The organism is Cupriavidus pauculus, assembly GCF_002858765.1.
GTDB lineage: Bacteria > Pseudomonadota > Gammaproteobacteria > Burkholderiales > Burkholderiaceae > Cupriavidus > Cupriavidus pauculus_B.
On sequence record NZ_PJRP01000002.1, the window covers coordinates 676,305 to 693,173 of the forward strand.

The 16,869-nt window shown below is 64.5% G+C and carries 18 protein-coding genes, 1 tRNA gene and 1 riboswitch; of the genes, 12 read left to right on the forward strand and 7 right to left on the reverse strand.

Annotation, left to right across the window (positions count from 1 at the left end):
• Positions 1 to 25: 25 nt before the first annotated feature.
• From CYJ10_RS07945 to glyA, 5 genes are all read right to left on the reverse strand, one after another.
• Entirely contained in the window at positions 26 to 667 is a 642-nt protein-coding gene (locus tag CYJ10_RS07945; RefSeq protein WP_101680944.1) for a pilus assembly PilX family protein, read from the reverse strand.
• Positions 658 to 1,602 carry a PilW family protein gene (locus CYJ10_RS07950; RefSeq protein ID WP_101680945.1) on the reverse strand — a complete coding sequence of 315 codons (945 nt, stop codon included), beginning with the start codon at positions 1,600 to 1,602 and terminating at the stop codon, positions 658 to 660. The genes CYJ10_RS07945 and CYJ10_RS07950 overlap by 10 nt, the downstream gene beginning before the upstream one ends.
• Entirely contained in the window at positions 1,602 to 2,228 is a 627-nt protein-coding gene (pilV, locus tag CYJ10_RS07955) for a type IV pilus modification protein PilV (protein ID WP_101680946.1), read from the reverse strand. The genes CYJ10_RS07950 and pilV overlap by 1 nt, the downstream gene beginning before the upstream one ends.
• 215 nt (positions 2,229 to 2,443) lie before the next feature.
• Positions 2,444 to 2,911, reverse strand: coding sequence for a transcriptional regulator NrdR (gene nrdR / locus CYJ10_RS07960; RefSeq protein WP_101680947.1), 468 nt, complete (start codon positions 2,909 to 2,911; stop codon positions 2,444 to 2,446).
• 171 nt (positions 2,912 to 3,082) lie between these two features.
• Positions 3,083 to 4,330 carry a serine hydroxymethyltransferase gene (glyA, locus tag CYJ10_RS07965; RefSeq protein ID WP_101680948.1) on the reverse strand — a complete coding sequence of 416 codons (1,248 nt, stop codon included), beginning with the start codon at positions 4,328 to 4,330 and terminating at the stop codon, positions 3,083 to 3,085.
• A 180-nt stretch (positions 4,331 to 4,510) separates the two neighbouring features.
• A riboswitch (ZMP/ZTP riboswitch) is annotated at positions 4,511 to 4,613 on the reverse strand.
• Positions 4,614 to 4,797: 184 nt separating this feature from the next.
• Between glyA and ybgC the strand changes: the two genes are divergently transcribed.
• The 12 genes from ybgC to CYJ10_RS35075 all read left to right on the forward strand — a co-directional run bounded on the left by ybgC (position 4,798) and on the right by CYJ10_RS35075 (position 15,810).
• Entirely contained in the window at positions 4,798 to 5,202 is a 405-nt protein-coding gene (ybgC, locus tag CYJ10_RS07970) for a tol-pal system-associated acyl-CoA thioesterase (RefSeq protein ID WP_101681071.1), read from the forward strand.
• A complete protein-coding gene (gene tolQ, locus CYJ10_RS07975) occupies positions 5,199 to 5,882 on the forward strand; it encodes a protein TolQ (RefSeq protein ID WP_066731701.1) in 684 nt (227 codons plus the stop codon). The genes ybgC and tolQ overlap by 4 nt, the downstream gene beginning before the upstream one ends.
• 21 nt (positions 5,883 to 5,903) lie before the next feature.
• On the forward strand, positions 5,904 to 6,341 hold the full coding sequence (gene tolR, locus CYJ10_RS07980) for a protein TolR (protein WP_101680949.1): 438 nt from the start codon (positions 5,904 to 5,906) through the stop codon (positions 6,339 to 6,341).
• A gap of 18 nt (positions 6,342 to 6,359) precedes the next feature.
• A complete protein-coding gene (tolA, locus tag CYJ10_RS07985) occupies positions 6,360 to 7,448 on the forward strand; it encodes a cell envelope integrity protein TolA (protein WP_101680950.1) in 1,089 nt (362 codons plus the stop codon).
• Between the two features lie 212 nt (positions 7,449 to 7,660).
• Entirely contained in the window at positions 7,661 to 9,001 is a 1,341-nt protein-coding gene (tolB, locus tag CYJ10_RS07990) for a Tol-Pal system beta propeller repeat protein TolB (protein ID WP_101680951.1), read from the forward strand.
• 20 nt (positions 9,002 to 9,021) lie between these two features.
• A complete protein-coding gene (gene pal, locus CYJ10_RS07995) occupies positions 9,022 to 9,531 on the forward strand; it encodes a peptidoglycan-associated lipoprotein Pal (RefSeq protein WP_180862856.1) in 510 nt (169 codons plus the stop codon).
• Positions 9,532 to 9,549: 18 nt separating this feature from the next.
• A complete protein-coding gene (gene ybgF, locus CYJ10_RS08000) occupies positions 9,550 to 10,305 on the forward strand; it encodes a tol-pal system protein YbgF (protein WP_101680953.1) in 756 nt (251 codons plus the stop codon).
• Positions 10,306 to 10,543: 238 nt separating this feature from the next.
• Positions 10,544 to 11,227 (forward strand): 7-cyano-7-deazaguanine synthase QueC, encoded by a 684-nt coding sequence (gene queC, locus CYJ10_RS08005; RefSeq protein WP_101681072.1) that lies wholly within the window; start codon positions 10,544 to 10,546, stop codon positions 11,225 to 11,227.
• A 97-nt stretch (positions 11,228 to 11,324) separates the two neighbouring features.
• Positions 11,325 to 12,440, forward strand: coding sequence for a YeeE/YedE family protein (locus CYJ10_RS08010; protein WP_101680954.1), 1,116 nt, complete (start codon positions 11,325 to 11,327; stop codon positions 12,438 to 12,440).
• 71 nt (positions 12,441 to 12,511) lie between these two features.
• A tRNA-Lys gene (locus CYJ10_RS08015) sits at positions 12,512 to 12,587 on the forward strand.
• 206 nt (positions 12,588 to 12,793) lie between these two features.
• Complete coding sequence (locus CYJ10_RS33640; RefSeq protein WP_146001997.1) at positions 12,794 to 13,669, forward strand: hypothetical protein; 876 nt, start codon at positions 12,794 to 12,796, stop codon at positions 13,667 to 13,669.
• Between the two features lie 128 nt (positions 13,670 to 13,797).
• A complete protein-coding gene (locus tag CYJ10_RS35075) occupies positions 13,798 to 15,810 on the forward strand; it encodes a diguanylate cyclase domain-containing protein (RefSeq protein ID WP_180862857.1) in 2,013 nt (670 codons plus the stop codon).
• On the opposite strand, the gene CYJ10_RS08030 is transcribed toward CYJ10_RS35075, so the two are convergent.
• Positions 15,811 to 16,353 carry a DUF3318 domain-containing protein gene (locus tag CYJ10_RS08030; protein WP_101680957.1) on the reverse strand — a complete coding sequence of 181 codons (543 nt, stop codon included), beginning with the start codon at positions 16,351 to 16,353 and terminating at the stop codon, positions 15,811 to 15,813. It lies immediately after the preceding gene.
• A complete protein-coding gene (locus CYJ10_RS08035) occupies positions 16,350 to 16,727 on the reverse strand; it encodes a phage holin family protein (protein ID WP_101680958.1) in 378 nt (125 codons plus the stop codon). Before CYJ10_RS08035 ends, CYJ10_RS08030 begins: the two co-directional genes overlap by 4 nt.
• Positions 16,728 to 16,869: the final 142 nt, after the last annotated feature.

Below are 16,869 nucleotides of genomic sequence, written 5' to 3' on the forward strand. Positions count from 1 at the left end.
CTGGTCGAGTGTGCAGGGATGTGAGTCAGGTCGCCGGTGGCTTGGCTTCCATCTTCCGGTAGTACATCTGCACCATCGCCCTTGTCGTGTCGTTGGGGCCAAAGCCGACGGCCGTGACCCGGTAGATATACTTCGGCACCTTGTTAAGGCCTGCGTCCTCGCCCAGTTCGGTGTCCTGGAGCATTTCGATCAGGTAGCGCGGCTTGCGGCCAGGCGTGAGGCCGGTGCCGGTCGGGAAGACGAGACCGGTGAACGTGCCGTACTCGACGGTGTTCTGGCCGGTGGTAGCCGTCCAGTTGACGCTGTCCCAGATGTTGGCTGTCTGCCAGGTCGAGAGCGTGTCGCAAAGTCCCAATGTCGGCGTGCCGGCGGCGGCGCTTGTGCCGCAACCCACCGTGAAACCTTCAGGCTGGGTGGGGTCGAATTTCGCCGCGCGGGTGCCTCTTTCAATGTCTACCTCGGCGTCACGCAGTGCGGCTTCGGCAGCCTGGAATGCAATGTCGAAATCGCGCTGGTTGCGCGAGCTGCGCTTGGAATCGAGCGCGGCCCGTGCGCCGGCCACAGCCAGCAGCGTAATGACCAGCAGCATGATGACGGCGGTGATCAGCGCTACCCCGTGCTGGGTACGTGCGCGGGCCCGCATCTTGAATCTTGCGTTCACAGGCATGAGTTGTCCCCCTGGAAGCAGCTCAGGTAGTTGTGCATCTGCACGGTGGCGGAGAACAGCTTGCGCGCCGAATTCAGGTCCTGCGTGGGCTGGAACGACGAATCGGCAGTCTTGGCACCCAATGCGCCGAACAGGCTGAACGTGCCTGGGCCGGTGCTGTCGGCGCTGGCGTTGTCAGTACGGATCACCATCGATACCTTGGCGGTCAGCACCTGCTTCCATTCGGCGGCGGCTACCTGGGACGCGGGCACGTACTTGTCCGGCACCTCGTCTTCATTGAGCCCGATGCCGTACAGCACCTGAAACGCTTCCACACCGGGCACGAGTTCCTGCGTCACGTAGCTGCCCGCCACGACCGCACCGTCCTTGCGCAGCGGGTACTGGCACATGAGCGACGGCTTACCGTTGCTGCCCGTGGCCACATAGAGCACGGAGAGGCCGCGCTGCTGGCCGGCCAGGGCCGGATCGGTAAATGTGCCTACGCCCATGCCGGCGCAGTCAACCATCGATCCGTCGGGCAGCTTGGTTGTGCTGTCGGAGATGCCGAAGAAGCGAACCATGACCGCGTCGCTGTTGTTGACGGACGTGCCGCCCGCGCATGTCAGCTGCTCGACGCCAGCGACGGTCTTGACCAGCGGGTTGGAGCAACTGTCGACGCCGCCCAGCATGGGATCGTCCACCGTCATCAGTCCCATACCATCGGCCGTCGGCGTGAACGCGGTCTGGCGCAACTGTCGCGTCACCACTGACATGGCGAAATTGCCACGCTCTTGCAGGTTGGCGCTGTCGTCGATCGTGGCGTAGCTGTTGCGGCTCAGCATGTAGAAGGACAGGCCGGCCGACAACAGCAACAGGGTCAGCACCAGCGTGACCATGAGTTCGACCAGCGTATAGCCGGCGGCACGGTGCGGCCGGATCGGATATGAGCGGCGCATCAATTGGTTGCCCCCGGAAGCACGACCACGACGATCAATGGCTTGGCATTGCCTTTCGTATCGCGGGAATCGGCCATCTTTGTGCCGGTTGGCACATCGACTCCAGCGGTATCCGTGAAGCGTGACACCCAGCCGATCTTCACCACGAGCGGGGTGGCGGCGGCACCGGCCGGGGCCGCTGCGCACGGCCAGTCGTAGCCAGAGCTGCTATCGAACGCGGTGGCGTCGCGGCAGACAACGGCGCGGCCCCCGGGCAGCGAGGCCTGTACCTGGCGCACCCATTCGGCCTTGTCGAACGCGGCCGTCAGTGCCGCGCATGCTGCCGATGCGCCGGCGCACGGCGTGACATAAGGATTGTTGCTATCCGAGACAGTGCCCGCGCCACCGCTTGTGTCGAAGTTGTCGTAGACACCGGTGTTGGCCAGCGCGTCGTTGGCACGCATGCGATCGGCCATGTCGCCGGCTATCTGCAGCGCCACGACGTCATAAGAGGATTGCTGCGCGAAGCGGAATGACTTGATAAGCAAGTTCGCCACGCCAAGCACGCCAAAGGCGAGCACGACAATGGCTACCAATGCCTCAAGCATGGTGAAGCCGGCTGCCTCCCGGCAGCGAGATTGACCCATTTGTGACTCCCGTCCAAAAAAACGACAGTTCTTTTTTGTTCTTTGCGCGGCGCGCTGGAATTCTGTTGCGTCCGGGCCTCTGGTGGGTCCGGTTCCGCGTATGGCGACGCTGCTGTGCCGCAGCGCTGTTTTTGTGCGATTGAAATGCGCTCGTCCGCCCGCCTCCTTACCCGAAGGAGGTCAGTGCAGATTAGACAGCTTTTTTGGGGAAGTGGCTACCCCTTTCGTGGGGTAGGTGTCGAAAACTCGTCGAGTACGTCGCGGAATTCAGACACATCCTCGAAGCTTCGATAAACGGAAGCAAAGCGGATATAGGCGATCTTGTCGAGCTTGCGCAGTTCGCGCATGACCAGTTCACCCACCTGGCTGCTCGAGATTTCCTTCTCGCCCAGTGCCAGCAGCTTTTCCTCGATGCGCAGGATGGCTTCGTCGATGGCTTCGGCCGAGACCGGCCGCTTGCGCAGGGCCAGCCGCATCGAGTCCTTGAGCTTGGCCCGGGAGTAATCCACGCGCGAGCCGTTCTTCTTGACGATGGCCGGGAAGAACAATTCGATGCGTTCGTAGGTGGTGAAGCGGCGGTCGCAGGCCTCGCAGCGCCGGCGGCGGCGCACGGCTTCGCCGTCCTCGGAGACGCGACTGTCAAGGACCTGGGTATTGGAATGACCGCAGAAGGGGCATTTCATGCCTGACCACCTGAAGAAATATGCCAGCCCGCATTTTGCATCTTTGAGTTCTGCTGCGGGGTTGTGGCGGGTCAACCGGCGCCGCCACCCGGAGGCAAGCGGCGCCGTTGGTGCGTACTAACTATAGATACGCTTCAGATCGCCCGCGGGCGATCCATTCCGTCCGTTCGATCAGCCGTAGACCGGGAAGCGGCGCGTCAGCGCTGCCACCTGCTCGCGCACGCGGGCGATATTGGCTTCGTCGTGCGGGTTGTCCAGCACGTCGGCGATCAGGTTGGCCACCTGGCGGGCCTCTTCTTCCTTGAAGCCGCGGGTGGTCATGGCCGGCGAGCCCAAGCGGATGCCCGAGGTCACGAACGGCTTTTCCGGATCGTTCGGGATGGCGTTCTTGTTGACCGTGATATGCGCGTCGCCCAGGATCTTCTCGGCTTCCTTACCGGTAATCTGCTTGGCGCGCAGGTCCACCAGCATCACGTGGCTTTCGGTCTTGCCCGACACGATGCGCAGGCCGCGTGAGATCAGCGTCTCGGCCAGCACGGCGGCGTTCTTCACCACTTGCTGCTGGTAAGCCTTGAATTCCGGCTGCAGCGCTTCCTTGAACGCCACGGCCTTGCCGGCGATCACGTGCATCAGCGGGCCGCCCTGAATACCCGGGAAGATGGCCGAGTTGATGGCCTTCTCGTGCTCGGCCTTCATCAGGATCACGCCACCGCGCGGGCCGCGCAGGCTCTTGTGGGTGGTGGTGGTCACGAAATCGGCGTGCGGCACCGGGTTCGGGTACACGCCGGCGGCGATCAGGCCGGCGTAGTGGGCCATGTCGACCATGAAGTAGGCACCCACTGCCTTGGCAACCTTGGCGATGCGCTCGAAGTCGATGCGCAGGGAGAATGCCGATGCGCCGGCGATGATCATCTTCGGCTTCGTTTCCTGGGCCTTCTTTTCCAGCGCGTCGTAGTCGATGTCTTCCTGGGCGTTCAGGCCGTAGCTCACCACGTTGAACCACTTGCCGCTCATATTCAGCGCCATGCCGTGGGTCAGGTGGCCGCCTTCGGCCAGGCTCATGCCCATGATGGTGTCGCCCGGCTTGAGCATGGCGAAGAACACGCCTTGGTTGGCCTGCGAGCCCGAGTTCGGCTGCACGTTGGCGGCGTCGGCGCCATACAGCTGCTTCACGCGGTCGATGGCCAGCTGCTCCACCACGTCGACGTACTCGCAGCCGCCGTAGTAGCGCTTGCCGGGATAGCCTTCGGCGTACTTGTTGGTCAGCTGCGAACCCTGGGCGGCCATCACGGCCGGCGAGGTGTAGTTTTCGGAGGCGATCAGCTCGATATGGTCTTCCTGGCGCTGATTCTCTTTCTGGATCGCGGCGAAGACTTCGGGGTCGATCTGCTCGATCGTGAAACGGCTGCGTTCAAACATGGCGTGACTCGTCTGTAAAAAGGAAAGCGGACAGCAATATCGACAGGAGCATCGGTTGCAGGTCGGCGCAATCGTATTAAAGCGGGAATTACTTCGCGGATAGGGCGCGCGGGAAGGCACTGGCGTCCAGCACCGGGCTGCCCTATGTGGCTGACCGGTACAGGGCGCACCCTGCTTCCCATTCGCTGCCCAGGCGAGCGGCAGGCGCTTTTTACTTCACGCCCAATGAACTTGCGCTTCCTCGTGGTAGTACCCACTGACTTCGCCAGTCGCGCAAGGTGGAATGGTTGCGGCAGAGTTTATGCGAACGCGCCGCTGGCCGCAACCCGGCGGCGGGCCGGCTGGGAGCGTGCGCAGCCTGCGCCGTCAAGGGATTGTGGTCGCTGGCTCGCAACTTGCTGTTGCCGCAACTTGCTGTTGCAAAGTCGCATACGGGTTAACCAGTGCGCTCCGTTACAATGCGGGCCATGCCAAATTTCGTGTGGCCGCTGCGCGTGTATTGGGAAGACACCGACGCAGGCGGCGTGGTGTTTTACGCCAACTACCTCAAGTTCTTCGAGCGGGCCCGGACCGAATGGCTGCGCGCGCTCGGCATCGAACAGCAGACCCTTGCCGATACGTCTGGCGTGGTCTTCGTCGTACGCAGTACCGCTGTGGAATACAATGCGCCCGCCCGGCTGGATGACCAGCTGGAGATCCGTACGCATATCGAACGGGTTGGGCCCGCATCGGTCCAATTCGCCCAGGAAGCCTGGCGCGGGGACCTGCTGCTGGCCAGCGGCAATATCCGTGTGGGATGTGTCGATAAAGGCACCTTCCGTCCGGCCCCGATTCCTGCTCCTGTTCTCGCTACTATTAAAAACGCTCGATGAATCCGGTGACCGTCACACAAGACCTGTCGATCATTTCGCTGGTCCTTCACGCCAGCCTGCTGGCACAGGCCGTCATGGCGCTGCTGCTGGTGATGTCCCTGTTCTCGTGGACCTATATCTTCCGCAAGCACCTGGCACTGCGCTCGGCACGCACCCAGACGGAAGGTTTCGAGCGGGACTTCTGGGCCGGCGGCGACCTGCAGGCGCTCTATAACAGCGCCGTGAACAACCGCCACAACACCGGTGCGCTGGAGCGCATCTTCGAGTCGGGCATGGGTGAATTCCTGAAGGCCCGCGAGCGCAGCAACGACGCCGGGGCACTGCTGGACGCCGCCCGCCGCGCCATGCGCGCCGCCTATCAGCGCGAAATGGATGTGCTGGAATCGCACCTGCCGTTCCTGGCATCGGTGGGTTCGGTCAGCCCCTACATCGGCCTGTTCGGTACGGTCTGGGGGATCATGAACGCCTTCCGCGGCCTGTCAAATGTGCAGCAGGCAACGCTTGCGTCGGTGGCCCCCGGTATTGCGGAGGCGCTGGTCGCCACCGCGATCGGCCTGTTCGCCGCCATCCCGGCCGTGATTGCCTACAACCGCTACGCCACGGAGATCGATCGCCTGGCCATCCGGTTCGAGAGCTTCATGGAAGAATTCCTGAACATCCTGCAACGCCAGACGCGTTAAACAGACAGGGGAGCATCAGCCATGGCAGCCATCCAGCGCCGAGGCGGTTCGCGCCGCCGGGCCAGCGCCGAGATCAACGTCGTGCCGTATATCGACGTGATGCTCGTGCTGCTCGTCATCTTCATGGTGGCGGCACCTATCGTGAGTCCGGCGGTGGTTGACCTGCCGTCGGTGGCCAACGCCACGCCGCAGCAGCAGACGCCGCCGATCGTTGTCACCGTGCATGAAGACGGCCAGCTGACGGCGCGCGGCAAGGACAGTTCGGGCGGATCGTTTGAGCGCAAGCTCGACAAACGCGGCCTGACCGATTTCGTGCGTCAGCGCCAGAACGAGAATCCGGACCAGCCAGTGGTGATTGCTGCCGCCAAGTCGGTCAAGTATGAAGCCGTACTGGACGTTATGTCTGAGCTCAAGGCCGATGGCGTGAAGCGTGTCGGCCTGATGGTCAAGTCCAAGTAAGCGATATTGCGTCCCAAAGTGGCCAGCCTCTCGTCACGTCATCCGCAGCAACGGCCTTCGCGCGCGAAGGCCGCCGCCTATCCGTATCAGCCGGTCAAGGAACGCGGCACGACGCGGTCGTTCCTGCTCGCGTTGCTGATGCACCTGTTGCTTGGCATCGTGCTGTATTACGGCGTGCACTGGCAGAGCAGCACGCCGGTTGGTGCCGAAGCCGAACTCTGGGAAGAGGTTCCCGACGTTACGCCCGCACCGCCGCCGCGCCCGGTGGAGCAGCCGGTGCCGACGCCGCCGCAGCCGGCCGTGCGCAGCAAGGTCGAGGAAGAGGCTGACATCGCGCTAGAGCAGAAGAAGCGCAAGCAGGCCGAGGAAGCGGCCGCGCGCGAGGAAGCCGCACGCCGCGAACGCGAGCGCAAGGAGCAGGAACAGAAGGACGCGCAGCGCAAGGAAGAGCAGCGCCAGCAGCAGCTCGATGCGCAGCGCAAGGAAGACGCGAAAAAGAAGGCTGACAAGGACAAGGCTGACAAGGCTGCGCAGGAAAAGGCCGCCGAGATCGCCCGCGAAAAGGAAAAGGACAAGGCCGAGCAGCAGCGCAAGGAAGCCGATGCGAAGGCCAAGGCCGACGCCGACAAGCAGGCCAAGGCCAAGGCGGACGCCGAGAAACAGGCGAAGGCCAAGGCGGATGCCGATGCCAAGGCCAAGCGCGACGCCGCGGCCAGCGCGCAGCGCAAGAGCGAATTGGCGCGCCTGCAGGCGCTGGCCGGCGGTGGCAATGCGTCGTCGAGCGGCGGTGGCGTGGGTAGTGCCGCGGGTTCGGGGGCGGGTTCGGGCGGCAAGGCGTCGCCGGGCTATTCCGACCGGGTGCGCCGCAAAGTGAAGCCGAACATCATCTTCAACGGCACCGTGGAGGGCAATCCGTCGGCCGTGGTGGCAGTCCGCCTGGCCCCAGACGGCTCGATCCTGTCCAAGCGGTTGGCCAAGTCCAGCGGCGACGCCGACTGGGATAATGCCGTGTTACGCGCCGTGGAGCGTTCGGATCCGCTGCCGACCGACGAGGGTGGCAAGGCCCCGTCGTTTGAATTCACGATCACGTTCCGCCCCAAGGACTGACCGGCTGAGGATCGAGAGCGCCATGATTTGCAACATAATGCAACCTTCATCGTTGGCCGCCAGTCCCATCGCTACCATGAACGGTTGCCTGACGCGGCCGGCAGTGTGCAAGACGTACACGCACGGAGCATGCGCCAAGCTGCATGCCGTTCCTGTGCCCGACTTGCTGTGCCCGCCGTACCGATGAATCCCAAAATCGACTGAGGAGCAGCATGCGAAAGCTTTGGGTCCCTAACTGGCTGTCCCGGCGCCAGACCACCAAGATCACCCGCGACCAGGGCCGCCACGCGCTGATGGCCTGGCTGGCTGTGGCACTGATGTCGGCCGGCGCGGCGCACGCGCAGCTGAACGTGGAAATCACCGGCGTGGGCTCGAACCAGTTCCCGGTAGCCACCGCCAACTTCCAGGGCGAAGGCCAGGGCGCGCAGAACCTGACCGCTGTCATCCGTTCCGACCTGACCAACAGCGGCCGTTTCCGCAATGTCGATCCGGCCGGTGCCACCGTCGCCGAATCGGCCCAGGTGGACCTGGGCAGCTGGAAGGCCAAGGGCGCCGACGCGTTCGTGGCCGGCAGCGTGACGCCGTCCGGCAATGGCCAGTACGAGGTGCGTTTCCGCCTGTACGACACGGTCAAGGGTCAGAGCCTTGGCGGCCTGGCGTTCAACGTCAGCCAGAGCCAGCTGCGCGTGACCGCGCACAAGATCGCCGACTATATCTACGAAAAGTTGCTGGGCGAGCGCGGCGTATTTGCCACGCGTCTGTCGTACGTGTCGAAGGTGGGCAGCCGCTACCAGCTGCTGATTTCGGATTCGGACGGCCAGAACGCCCAGGTGGCGCTGTCCAGCAGCGAGCCGATCATCTCGCCGTCGTGGTCGCCTGACGGCCGCCGCGTGGCCTATGTCTCGTTCGAGGCCAAGAAACCGGTGGTATACGTGCATGACCTGGCCACGGGCAAGCGCACGCTGGTGTCGAACCAGAAGGGCAATAACAGCGCGCCGTCGTGGTCGCCTGACGGCCAGCGTCTGGCCGTGGCGCTCTCGCGCGATGGCAACACCCAGGTCTACCTGGTCAACGCCGACGGCTCCGGCCTGCGTCGCATCTCGCGCAGCAGTGCGATCGACACCGAGCCGCAGTTCTCGCCGGATGGCCGCAGCATCTATTTCACCAGCGATCGTGGCGGTGCGCCGCAGATCTACCGTATGCCGGCCTCTGGCGAGGAATCCGGCGCAGCACAACGCGTGACCTTCAAGGGCAACTACAACGTCAGTCCGCGCGTTTCGCCGGACGGCAAGTACCTGGCCTACATCTCGCGTTCGGGCGGCTTCCGCCTGCAGCTGCAGGACCTGTCCAACGGTGACGTGACTTCTCTCACGGATACGTCCAACGACGAAGCCCCGAGCTTCGCCGCCAATGGCAAATACATCCTGTATGCCACCCGCGTTGGCGGCCGCTCGGTACTGGCGGCGGTCTCCACGGACGGCCGAACGAAACAGGTTCTGTCACTCCAGTCCGGCGAGGTTCGCGAGCCGTCCTGGGGTCCTTTCATGCAGTAGAAAAAGAGGAGTCTCTCGCCATGTCCCAAATGATGACCAAATCGCTCGCCCTGGCCGCACTGCTGGCCCTGGGCGCCTGCTCTTCCGGCGTAAAGCTGGACGACGCATCGAAGTCGGGTGCCAACCAGGGCGGCGCCCAGACCGATCCGCGCGCCGTGGCGCCGGTGGTTGCCGCCGACCCGCTGAACGACCCGAACAGCCCGCTGGCCAAGCGTAGCGTGTACTTCGACTTCGACAGCTACTCGGTCAAGTCGGAATACCAGAGCACGCTGCAAACGCACGCCCAGTACCTGGGTGGCAACAAGGGCCGCAAGATCCTGATCCAGGGCAACACCGACGAGCGCGGTACCAGCGAGTACAACCTGGCCCTGGGCCAGAAGCGTGCCGAGGCCGTGCGTCGCTCGATGTCGTCGCTGGGCGTGCCCGATTCGCAGATGGAAGCTGTGAGCCTGGGCAAGGAAAAGCCGAAGGCCACCGGCCACGACGAAGCTTCGTGGGCTGAAAACCGTCGCGCCGACATCGTCTACTGATCCACGGAATAATCCTTCATGAAAGCTCGCGTTTCCACCCTGCTGTGGCTGGTCGCTGTCGCCGGCGGCCTGCCGGCAGCCAGTGCCGCACACGCCGGCGTCTTTGATGACGACGAGGCACGCAAGGCGGTGCTGCAACTGCGGGACCAGTTCAACGGTTTCCAAGCAACGGCATCGCAGCGTATCGACCAGAGCAGCCGCCAGCAGCTCGACATGCAGAACCAGCTGGAAGGTCTGCGTCAGGAAGTGGCTCGGCTGCGCGGTCAGAACGAGGTGTTGCAAAACACGGTGGACACGCTGCAGAAACAGCAGAAGGATTATTACGCGGACCTGGATGCGCGCCTGAAGAAATTCGAGCCGCAACAGGTGACCGTGGACGGCAAGGAAGGGCTTGCACAGCCGACCGAAAAGGCTGAGTACGACGCGGCGCTGAAGCAGTTCCAGTCGGGCGATTTCAAGGGCGCGGGCAACGCCTTCTCGGCGTTTGCGAAGAAGTATCCGCAAAGCCCGTATTTGCCGCTGGCGCAGTTCTGGCTCGGCAATTCGCTCTACGCGCAGCGTGACTACAAGGGTTCGACTTTCGTGCTGCAGAACATGGTGCAACAGTTCCCGACCCATGCGAAGGTACCGGACGCCATGATCGCCATCGCCAACAACCAGATGGAATCGGGCCAGAAGGCAGCGGCCAAGAAGACGCTGGAGACGGTGGTGTCGAAATATCCGGGCACCGAAGGCGCCCAGGCCGCCAGCAACAGGCTGAAGACGCTGAAGTGACCGGCCGGGTCTGTCGACAGAGGTACGAAAGCCAGGAGAGAGCCCGCAATTTGCGGGTTTTTTCTTTTTTGGGCGGTGCAATGGCGGCATCGCGCCCATCGGACGGCGATTCGGCCCATTCCCGCTCATCCCGCCCATCACCCCCGGCTGATCCTCCCCGGGACGTCAGCGCGCTAAAATACGCGATTCGCCCACCGAGGCGTGTTCGACAGCGCGCTTGTTCCGCGCGCACCCCATCATGACCAAACGTGCAATCGTCCTGCTTTCCGGCGGCCTGGACTCCGCCACCGTGCTCGCCATGGCCAATGCGGCCGGCTTTGAAACCTATGCGTTGTCGATGCGTTACGGCCAGCGCCATTCGTCCGAACTGGATGCCGCGAAGAAGGTGGCCTCCGCGCTCGGCGCCAAACGCCACGAGATCATCGACCTGGACCTGCGCCGCTTTGGCGGCTCGGCACTGACCGACGATACGATGGACGTGCCTGTGGACGGCGCCACGGGGGGCATTCCGGTGACCTACGTGCCCGCGCGCAACACGATCATGCTGTCGCTGGCGCTAGGCTGGGCCGAAGCCATCGGCGGCCGCGACCTGTTTTTTGGCGCCAATGCGGTGGACTACTCCGGCTACCCCGATTGCCGGCCCGAGTACGTCTCGGCATATGAAACGCTGGCCAACCTGGCAACCAAGGCCGGTGTCGAAGGCGATCGCTTCCGCGTGCATGCCCCGATCATCGACATGACCAAGGCCGAGATCATCCGCGCCGGCGTGAAGCTGGGCGTGGACTATGGCTTGACCGTGTCGTGCTACAAGGCCGACGACGAAGGCCGCGCCTGCGGGGTTTGCGATTCCTGCCGCATCCGCAAGGCGGGCTTCGAGCAGGCCGGCGTAGCCGATCCCACGCATTACCAGCCGGCTGCTTGAGCGCCTGAACAAGCGGCCGGTCATGGCGAGAGGCGCCGCCAACGAGCGCCTCCGCTGAGAAAAAATCAGAAATCCACGAGCCACCCCCAGTCACGACATGCCCGATATCGACATCCCCGCGCTGACGCACACCGTACTGCTGAGTACCTTCGTCCTGACCTTTCTGTTTGGCGCGGTGCTGCAGCGCACGCACTTCTGCACGATGGGCGCCATCTCCGACATCGTCAACATCGGAGACTGGAGCCGCATGCGCATGTGGGTCATGGCCATTGGTGTGGCGATGATCGGCACCGGCGTGCTGGCGTGGGCGGGGCTGATCGACCCGACCAAGACCATCTACACGTCGGCCAGGCTCGGCTGGCTGTCGGCGGCCGTGGGCGGGCTGATGTTTGGCTTCGGCATGGTGCTGGCGTCGGGCTGCGGCAGCAAGACGCTGGTGCGCATTGGCGCGGGCAACCTGAAATCGCTGGTGGTGTTCGTGTTTCTCGGCCTGTCGGCGTACATGACGCTGCGCGGGCTGTTCGGCGTGGTGCGCGTGAATACCGTGGATGCGGTGGTGGTGGCGCTGCCGTCGACCCAGGACCTGCCGTCGCTGGTGGCGCAGGCCACCGGCATGGCACGTGGCACGCTGCAACTGGTGCTGGGCGTGGCGATCGGCGCGGTGCTGGTGCTCTGGGCGCTGGTCGGCAATGGGTTCCGGACCTTCGACAACCTGCTGGGCGGCCTGGCCGTTGGGCTGATCATCGTCGGCATGTGGTACGTGTCGGGTCACCTCGGCTACGTGTCGGAAGACCCGAATACGCTGGAAGAACTGTTCATCGGTACCAACAGTGGCCGCATGGAAAGCCTGAGCTTTGTGGCGCCGTACGCGTACACGCTGGACTGGCTGATGATGTTCAGCGACAAGAGCAAGGTGCTGACGATCGGCATTGTCAGCGTCTTCGGCGTGATCGCTGGCGCGGGTGCCTATGCGCTGGTGTCGCGCACGTTCCGATGGGAAGGATTCGGCAATGCCGAGGACGTGGCCAACCATATGGTGGGCGGCGTCCTGATGGGCGCGGGCGGCGTGACCGCGCTGGGCTGCACGATCGGCCAGGGCTTGTCCGGCGTGTCGACGCTGGCCATCGGTTCGTTCATCGTGTTCGCGACCATCATCGTCGGCGCGATCCTGGCGTTCAAGTACCAGATGTGGCGTCTGGAGCGTATGGCCTGAGTGTCCGCGCGGCATGCCCGAAACTTGACACCCCATAGGGGGCTCCCTATAATCGCGGATTCAGTTTTTCCGGGTCGTTAGCTCAGTCGGTAGAGCAGCGGACTTTTAATCCGTTGGTCGCGTGTTCGAGTCACGCACGACCCACCAGCATTCCCAGAAGGGCCTGTGGCGAAAGTCACAGGCCCTTTTGTTTTGCCTGCGTTTTGCCTGCTCGATTTGTTCGCCCATGCTTGCCCGCTCCGGCAGCCCACCTCTTCGGTCCATGCGCAAACGCACGTAACAGATCGGGCAGCGTGCGGCGGCGCTGCCTAGAATGAATTTCCCGGTTCCCGAAAGGCCAATGCGCAGACACTATGCAGCGGATTGCAGGCCACCTGGCTTTCTTCGTTGTCCTGGCATTGTGGGTTGCCGATCTGACGTGGGCTTCCGATGTCTCATGCCCGCAAAGCTATCGCCCACGTTGTGATGTTTCCGCCCCGGCCGGGACGCTCTGTGCGGACCCGGTCCGGCAGCATGTGCGCGGTTCGCAGTTGATCTGCGAGTACGCGATGCTGCACGAAACCTACGAGGGCATCTACGCGGACCAGCAACGCAGGCGGTACGCCGGAACGTTGCGCAAGAGTGATCTGGACGCCTGGCGCAGGGCGCGCGACGCATGTACGACCGTACGGTGTCTCGACCAGCTGTTCGCGGATTGGCGCAGGGCGCCACAGGGACCCGCCACGCGCGATTGGACGACACCGAAACCGCCAGCGATTGCCGACAACCGGGCGGTCAGGCGAACGCCGCCGGCTTTGCCGACGCCTCGCGCCATGCCGGGCAGGGATGCGGAAATGGCGGCGGTGGATGCCGCGGAGGATCTGCATCCGCCTGCCCCCACCTTCGAGTCGGTGCCGACGTCGCTGCGCGATTCGTTGCAGCCACTGCCACCGGTATCCGCGCGCGCGGCTAGCAGGGCGAACAATGCCCCGGCGCCGTTCGGATGGCTGGCCTGGCTGTCGTGGATCGTGGTGGTGCTGGCGGCCAGCGGTGGCTTCTATTGGCTGGTCGTGCGCAAGCAGGCCGCGCGCTATCTGGATGCGGCATTTGCTTCGGCTTCCGCCGGGCTGTCTTGGCTCAAGACCCTGCCGACCCTGGCCTTCATCCTCACCGGTCTCGCGCTGTTGAACGGCGTGTTGCTTGTCGTTCTGCTAGGCGGTTGGCCGATGCATATTCCCGGCGTCAATTAACCAGTCTGAGTTAGAGACACCCCGTAACGCCTCATTGACAATGCAACCAGACAAGGCTGGCCGCCCAGGCCGGCCATGGTGCATTCATCGACAGGGCCGGGCCCATGGCCTGGCGCGGGAAGTCTCATATGCAGCAAGCTGGTGGCGGCGGTAGCCTGCCGGCCAATGAGCACGTACTGCGTGTCGTCTGGCCGTTTGTCCCGGTAGTTCTGGCGTTGGCATTGTTCTGCATCGCCAGCGTGGACGTGTTGTCCGCCGCACGCGGCTTCGTTGCCGGCGAAAGCCTCTGGACCAAGGGCCAGAAGGCGGCGGTCCTCCATCTGCTGCGCTACGCCGAAAGCCGCGACGAAGCCGAATACGACGCCTACCTGGCCGGCATCGCCGTGCCGCAGGGCGATCATCAGGCGCGCCTCGAACTCGAAAAACCCGACTACGACCGTACCCGCGCGGTGCAGGGGCTGCTCACCGGCGGCAATCATCCCGACGACGTGCCCGGCATGATCCGGCTGTTCCGCTATTTCCGTCAGGTCCCGGAGATCGACGAGGCGATCGCGATCTGGGCTGCCGCCGACGTGGAAATCGCCCGGCTCGATGTCATGGCGCGGCGCCTGCGCGAGCGCGTGGCCGAGCACGGCTGCGACGCGGCCTGCGTCATGCCGCTGCAGCGCGATATTGCCGACATCGACGCATTGCTGACGCCCATGGAGGAAGCCTTCTCCGCCGCGCTGGGCAAGGCGTCGCGGCGCGTACGCGAGTTGTTGATCTGGAGTTCGGCCGGGCTGGCGGTGGCGCTGCTCGGCTGCGCATCGTGGATGTCTACCCGGGTGATGAGCCGCCAGCGCCAGCTCCGGCAGGCCCTGACGGTCAGCGAGGAGCGCCTGCAACTGGCCGTGGCCGGCAGTACCGATGGCTTGTGGGACTGGCATCCGCATCGCGGCGAACTGTATTTTTCGCCGCGCTGTGCCGAGATGCTGGGCTATGGCGCGCAGGAACTACCGCAAGCGCGCGAGACACTGCTGGCCCTGATGCACCCGGCAGACGTGGCCGAATTCGACCGGCGCTTGGTGTTGCATGTACGTCAGGCCGTGCCCTACGACGTGGAGTTGCGCCTGCGCCGCAAGGGCGGCGGCTATCTGTGGGTCAGGGCCAGAGGACGCATGGTGCGCAGTGCCATTGGCAAGGCGACGCGCATGGCCGGCTCGCTGAGCGATATTTCCGACCGCAAGCGCTTCGAGGCGCAGTTGTTCGCCGAAAAGGAGCGTGCGCAAGTCACGCTGCAGGCCATTGGCGATGCGGTGATCACCACCGATGTCTGGGGGCGCATCCAGTCGCTGAACCCCGTGGCGGAAACCATGACCGGCTGGACCGATGCCGAGGCCGCTGGCTGTTTCCTGCAACAGGTCTGCCGGCTGCACGACGAAGCCACGCGCGAGCCGGTTGCCGACCTGATGCCGCGCGCCCTGGCGGGCACCTGGCCGGGTCAGATGGTGATGCTGCTGGAGCGCCGGGAGCCCGCAGCGCAGGGGGCCACGCTGGCGGTCAAGCCATCGGTGGCGCTGATTCGGGACAAGGGCGAACAGGCGATCGGCATGGTCGTCGTCCTGCACGATGTCAGCCTGGAGCGTGCCCACGCGGCGCAACTGGCGTACGAGGCCAGCCACGACCCGCTGACCGGCCTGGTCAACCGTCTGGAATTCGAGCGGCGCCTGGGCGCGGCGGTGACGCGCGCCCAGCATGAAGGCTGCACGCACACGCTGATGTATCTCGATCTCGATCAGTTCAAGGCCGTCAACGACACCTGCGGACACGCGGCGGGCGACGAACTGATCTGCCAGATTGCCGATGTCATGCGCCATCAGCTTCGGCGCAGCGACACGCTGGCCCGGCTTGGGGGCGACGAATTCGCGGTGTTGCTGGAATATTGTGCCGCCACCGACGGCGAGCGCGTGGCGGAAGGGCTGCGCAGTGCCATCGCGGCCTACCGGTACCGCTGTCACGAGCATGAATTCTCGATCGGCGTCAGCATCGGCCTGGTACGGGTCGACGAACGCACGGTGAAGCGCGAAGATGCGCTCGATGCGGCCGACCTGGCCTGTTACCGGGCCAAGCGCGAGGGCCGCAATCGCGTGCGGGTTGGCTGATCAGGGCGCCTGATCGGGTTTGGGGGAGGTGGCCGGGGGCGGCGAAGGCACCAGCGGGTCGCGGAAACCCGTGTCGACGGGCACCGCCACCGCACGCGCGTCCGAGGCCCGGTGCGGGTGCGGGTGTGGCTGCGGCTGCGAGCCGCGCCAGGTCTTGTACGCCCAGTACCCGGCCCCAGCCAGAACGCCCAGCTTCGACGCCTTCCAGGCCACGCGGCCGACCGGCGTCTTGCGCAGCAGGGGCAGGGCAAGGGTGATGGCCGTGCTCAGCATCGGATAGTCGCGTGTGATGCCGAACAACTTGAGCCAGCCCGACGGGCGGGTCACGCGTGGCAGCCACGCGCCGAGATTGGTCATGCGGCGGGCGCCGCCCTTGACCTGGCGCAACGCCTGCACCGCGTCGTAGCGTTCCAGCGCGGCGCGCGTGACCAGCAACTCCTTGCGCACGGCCAACGGCAGGCGAACTTCGCGCGTAAAGCGGACCGGACGAGGATGCTCGTGGCGCGGGCGGCTGTCGATCGAATCGTCTTCGGGCGTGGTCATTGGCGCAGCATCTCCCGGTCTTTATCCAGCTCGGCCAGCGTGGATTCAAACAGCGGCGGGGCGGAGCGGACCTTGTTGCGTGCCACCAGCAGGCAAATCGCGGCGCAGATCAGGTAGAACAGCACGATCGCGCCCAGGGCCTGCCAGCGATAGGTTTCCCAGAACAGGATGGCGACCAGCAGCGTGAAAGTCATCAGCGCCATGCTGAAGAACACCAGCCCGAAGCAGGCCAGCAGCGCAACCTTCATCAGCCGCTCGCGTTCCTCGGCCAGTTCCACGCTGGCCAGCTCCAGGCGCGTCTGCAGCATCGACACCACCGAACCGGCGAGGTTGCGAAGGGATTCGAGGAACTTGGGGGAATGGGATTCGCTCATGCGGCTCCGGCGAAAAATCGATGCGCCGGCATGGGCGGCATCTGCGAGGGATGGACCGGCAGCGGCGGGATGGGGCCGTGCCAGTCCGTCTTCAAGACTGCATGCACCCGGCGCAGATGCGCAGCCGGGGCTGGTAATGCGT